Origin of the sequence: Saccharothrix sp. (genome assembly GCF_031180885.1) — a bacterium.
Taxonomy (GTDB): Bacteria; Actinomycetota; Actinomycetes; order Mycobacteriales; family Pseudonocardiaceae; genus Actinosynnema.
Genome location: NZ_JAPSLK010000118.1, coordinates 1 through 4,458 on the forward strand (window position 1 = coordinate 1; position 4,458 = coordinate 4,458).

The window sequence follows — 4,458 nt, forward strand, 5'->3', positions numbered from 1 at the left end:
GGGCCGGCTGGGCTGGGCCGGCTGGGCTGGGCCGGCGGGGCGGGGCCGCGCAACGCCCCGCCCCGCCGAGCCACCCCGGCCGAGCCACGCCGCACCGGACCACGCCGGCCGAGCCGCCCGGGGCCGGGCCGAACCACGCGGGGCCGCGCCGGGCCGAACCACGCGGGGCCGCGCCCGCCCAGCCCCACCACGAGCCCGCCCGGCCCGGCCGCGGGCACGACGAAGGCCCCCGGTGGACCGTGAAGTCCGCCGGGGGCCGTCGTGCCGGTACCTGCTAGGGCTCTTCCCGCTGCTTGCGCAGCTTGGTGAGCGCCTCTTCGAGGATCGCCTCGCCGTCCGCGTCGGAGCGGCGCTCCTTCACGTACGCCAAGTGCGTCTTGTACGGCTCGTTGCGCGGAGGAGCAGGCGGGGCCTGCTCGTCCCGACCCGCCGGCAGACCGCACCGGGGGCAGTCCCAGTTCTCCGGGATCTCCGCTTCGACCGCGAACGACGGACGCGACTCGTGCCCGTTGGCGCACCAGTACGACACCCGGCGCCGGGGCGCGGACTCGCCGCGCTCCGATTCGCCCATCGGGCCTGCGCCGACGCGGGTACCGCGAATCGCGTTACCACCAGCCATCGACCCTCACACCCCCACCACTGTGGTTTCCCTGTAGTCAGTTGACCTTGAGCAGCAGCCCGATGCCGATGATGGCGATCAGCCAGATCGCGCCGACGAACAGCGTCAGGCGGTCCAGGTTCTTCTCCACCACGCTCGACCCGGACAGGCTCGACTGCATACCGCCGCCGAACAACGAGGACAGACCGCCGCCGCGACCGCGGTGCAGCAGCACCAGCAGGATGAGCAGCACGCTGGAGACGATCAACAGGATCTGAAGGAACAGGATCATTTCTTCCTCGCTGTCAGGCAGGTGACGCCACAGAGTACCCGGTCAACTGCCGACCGTGGACCACCGCGGTGGTTTGGGGATGTTCGAGACTCAGGGTAGTGGGCCGCCGGCCGCCAGGGCGCAGAGCTTGGTGAACTCGTCCGCGTCCAGGCTCGCACCGCCCACGAGGGCGCCGTCGATGTCCTTCTGCGCGACCAGTTCGCCGATGTTGCCCGACTTGACCGAACCGCCGTAAAGCACCCGAACGGCCGACGCCACGTCCTCGCCGTGCAGCTCGGCGAGCTTGGCCCGCAGGGCCGCGCACACCTCCTGCGCGTCGGCGGACGAGGCGACCTTGCCGGTGCCGATGGCCCACACCGGCTCGTACGCGACGACGACGTCCTTCACCTGGTCGGCGGACAGGCCCTTGAGCCCCGCCACCAGCTGGTCGGTGCAGTGCTGGACGTGGTTGCCCGCCTCGCGCACCGGCAGCTGCTCGCCCAGGCAGAAGATCGGCGTGACGCCGTGCTTGAGCGCGGCCTTGACCTTGCGGTTGACCAGGTCGTCGTCCTCGTGGTGGTACTCGCGGCGCTCGGAGTGGCCCACGGTGACGTAGGAGCAGCCCAGCTTGGCCAGCATCGGGCCGGACACGTCGCCGGTGTAGGCGCCCGAGTCGTGCGGGGACAGGTCCTGCGCGCCGTACTTGAGCAGCAGCTTGTCGCCGTCGACGAGGGTCTGGATGGACCGGATGTCGACGAACGGCGGCAGCACCGCCACCTCGACCTTCGCGAAGTACTTCTCCGGCAGCGCGAAGGCGATCTTCTGCACCAGGGCGATCGCTTCGAGGTGGTTGAGGTTCATCTTCCAGTTGCCGGCGATGAGCGGCTGACGGGCTGCCATCAGTCCTCCAAGACCGACACGCCGGGGAGTTCCTTGCCTTCGAGGAACTCAAGGGATGCCCCACCACCGGTGGAGATGTGCGAGAAGCCGTCCTCGGGCAGGCCCAGCGCGCGCACGGCCGCGGCCGAGTCGCCGCCGCCGACCACGGTGAACGCCTCGCTCTTGACCAGCGCTTCCGCGACGGCACGGGTGCCGCCGGCGAACGCCTCGAACTCGAACACGCCCATCGGGCCGTTCCAGAACACGGTCTTGGCGTCGGCCAGCTTCGCCGCGAACAGCTCGCGCGTCTCCGGGCCGATGTCCAGGCCCTGCCGGTCCGCCGGGATGGCGTCGGTCTTGACGACCTCGAACTCGGCGTCGGCGGCGAAGTGGGTCGCGGCCAGCACGTCCACCGGGAGCACCAGCTCGACACCGCGCTTCCCGGCCTCGGCGAGGAAGCCGGAGACCTGCTCCAGCTGGTCCTCCTGGAGCAGCGAGCCGCCGACCTCGTGGCCCTGGGCCTTGAGGAACGTGTAGGCCATGCCGCCGCCGATGAGCAGCCGGTCGACCTTGGTGAGCAGGTTCGCGATGACGCCGAGCTTGTCGGACACCTTCGCGCCGCCCAGGACGACCACGTACGGGCGCTGGAGGTCTTCGGTGAGCTTGTGGAGCACCTCGACCTCGGCCAGCACCAGGCCGCCCGCGTAGTGCGGGAGCTTCTTGGCCACGTCGTAGACCGACGCCTGCTTGCGGTGCACGACGCCGAAGCCGTCGGACACGAACGCGTCCGCCTTGGCCGCCAGCTCGTCCGCGAACGCCTCGCGCTCCGCGTCGACCTTGCTGGTCTCGCGCGGGTCGAAGCGGATGTTCTCCAGCAGGGTCACGGTGCCGTCCGCGCCGGCCTCGGTGCCCAGCTCGACGGTCTGGCCGAGCAGCTCGCCGAGCCGCACCGCGACCGGGGCCAGGGAGAACTTCGGGTCGGGCTCGCCCTTGGGCCGGCCCAGGTGCGCCGCGACGAGGACGCGCGCGCCCCCGTCGACGAGCGCCTTGAGGGTGGGCACCGACGCGCGGACGCGGCCGTCGTCGGTGATCTTGTCGCCGTCGAGGGGGACGTTCAGGTCGGCGCGCACCAGGACGCGCCGACCCGACACACCCTCGGCGATCAGGTCGCTGAGAGTCTTCACCGGTGTCGCCTTCGGGTCAGAGCTTGGAGGCGACCAGGTTGACCAGGTCGGCGAGGCGGTTGGAGTAGCCCCACTCGTTGTCGTACCAGCCGACGACCTTGATCTGGTTGCCGATGACCTTGGTCAGCGGCGCGTCGTAGATGCAGGACGCCGGGTCGGTGACGATGTCGGTCGACACGATCGGGTCCTCGTTGTAGCGCAGGTAGCCCTTGAGGGCGCCCTCCGCCGCGGCCTTGTAGGCGGCGTTGACCTCGTCCACGGTGGTCTCGCGGCCGACGGTCACGGTGAGGTCGGTGGCCGAGCCGGTGGGGGTCGGCACGCGCAGCGCGTAGCCGTCCAGCTTGCCGTTCAGCTCGGGCAGGACCAGGCCGATCGCCTTCGCGGCGCCGGTGCTGGTGGGCACGATGTTCAGGGCGGCGGCCCGGGCGCGGCGCAGGTCCTTGTGCGGCGCGTCCTGGAGGTTCTGGTCCTGGGTGTACGCGTGGATCGTGGTCATCAGACCGCGCTCGATGGTGAACGCGTCGTGCAGCACCTTGGCCAGCGGGGCGAGGCAGTTGGTGGTGCAGGAGGCGTTCGAGATGACCGTCTGCGAGCCGTCGTACTGGCTGTCGTTGGCGCCCAGGACGACGGTCAGGTCCTCGTTCTTGGCCGGGGCCGAGATGATGACCTTCTTCGCGCCGCCCTCGTCGACGTGCTTGCGCGCGACCGTGGCGTCGGTGAAGAAGCCGGTCGACTCGACCACGACGTCCACGCCGAGGTCCTTCCAGGGCAGCTTGCCCGGGTCGCGCTCGGCCAGCGCCTTGATGGTCTTGCCGTCGACCTCGATGCCCTCGTCGGTGACCTTCACGTCGTACGGGAGACGACCGAGGATGCTGTCGTACTTCAGCAGGTGCGCCATCGTGTTGACGTCACCGAGGTCGTTGAAGGCGACGATCTCGATGTCGTGCCCGCCGGCCTGAACGGCGCGCCAGAAGTTGCGACCGATGCGGCCGAAACCGTTGACACCTACGCGAACCGTCACGGTGAGTCTCCTCGATACTCGACTGGCGATGTGCCAGTGGGCGTGCGGATTGACTGTTTCGAGCAGCCGCGAGCCAGCCTAGCCCCCGCACTGCGCTGCTGGTCACGTGGACCACCAGGATCTCTTTATCGAGCAAGAAAATCCAGTGCTACGGTTCAGTAACCGCGACCGTGCGTGACCTTTCCCGCAATCGTCTTGCGCAATGGCGGCACCTTCCGTTCACCGACCCGGCCCCGCGCCGTGACGATCGCGTGAACACCCGACCCGACGACCATCACCCGACGGTCGCAATACCACGGCGCGACCGCAAGTCGACCCGTTGCGCACACCCGTCGAACGCAGCGCGCACCCAGCGGCCCTACCCTGGCCCCACTCGGGGGGGTGTCCCTATGTGGTTGTCAAGCCGCAGTCGGGGTGGGGGTGGGCTTGGGGTGTCGGTAGTGGGTTTTGGTGCGGAGCATGGCGAATAGGACGTCGCAGCGTCGTCGGGCCAGGCAGATCAGCG

The 4,458-nt window shown here is 69.8% G+C and carries 5 protein-coding genes; all 5 read right to left on the reverse strand.

Annotated elements, in window-relative coordinates; all coding sequences use genetic code 11:
• Nucleotides 1–274: 274 nt before the first annotated feature.
• Nucleotides 275–619, reverse strand: a complete 345-nt coding sequence (locus RIN75_RS43805) for an RNA polymerase-binding protein RbpA (RefSeq protein WP_121227993.1) — start codon at nucleotides 617–619, stop codon at nucleotides 275–277.
• Between the two features lie 37 nt (nucleotides 620–656).
• Complete coding sequence (secG, locus tag RIN75_RS43810; RefSeq protein WP_309118024.1) at nucleotides 657–890, reverse strand: preprotein translocase subunit SecG; 234 nt, start codon at nucleotides 888–890, stop codon at nucleotides 657–659.
• A gap of 90 nt (nucleotides 891–980) precedes the next feature.
• Nucleotides 981–1,769 carry a triose-phosphate isomerase gene (tpiA, locus tag RIN75_RS43815; RefSeq protein WP_309118025.1) on the reverse strand — a complete coding sequence of 263 codons (789 nt, stop codon included), beginning with the start codon at nucleotides 1,767–1,769 and terminating at the stop codon, nucleotides 981–983.
• Nucleotides 1,769–2,932, reverse strand: coding sequence for a phosphoglycerate kinase (locus tag RIN75_RS43820; protein ID WP_309118026.1), 1,164 nt, complete (start codon nucleotides 2,930–2,932; stop codon nucleotides 1,769–1,771). The genes tpiA and RIN75_RS43820 overlap by 1 nt, the downstream gene beginning before the upstream one ends.
• A 16-nt stretch (nucleotides 2,933–2,948) precedes the next feature.
• Nucleotides 2,949–3,953 carry a type I glyceraldehyde-3-phosphate dehydrogenase gene (gene gap / locus RIN75_RS43825; RefSeq protein ID WP_309118027.1) on the reverse strand — a complete coding sequence of 335 codons (1,005 nt, stop codon included), beginning with the start codon at nucleotides 3,951–3,953 and terminating at the stop codon, nucleotides 2,949–2,951.
• Nucleotides 3,954–4,458 lie beyond the last annotated feature (505 nt).

Bases quoted from the DNA above. Each gene is read 5' to 3' on its own strand.
- RIN75_RS43805 (WP_121227993.1), bottom strand. From the start codon at position 619: ATGGCTGGTGGTAACGCGATTCGCGGTACCCGCGTCGGCGCAGGCCCG.
- secG (WP_309118024.1), bottom strand. From the start codon at position 890: ATGATCCTGTTCCTTCAGATCCTGTTGATCGTCTCCAGCGTGCTGCTC.
- tpiA (WP_309118025.1), bottom strand. From the start codon at position 1,769: ATGGCAGCCCGTCAGCCGCTCATCGCCGGCAACTGGAAGATGAACCTC.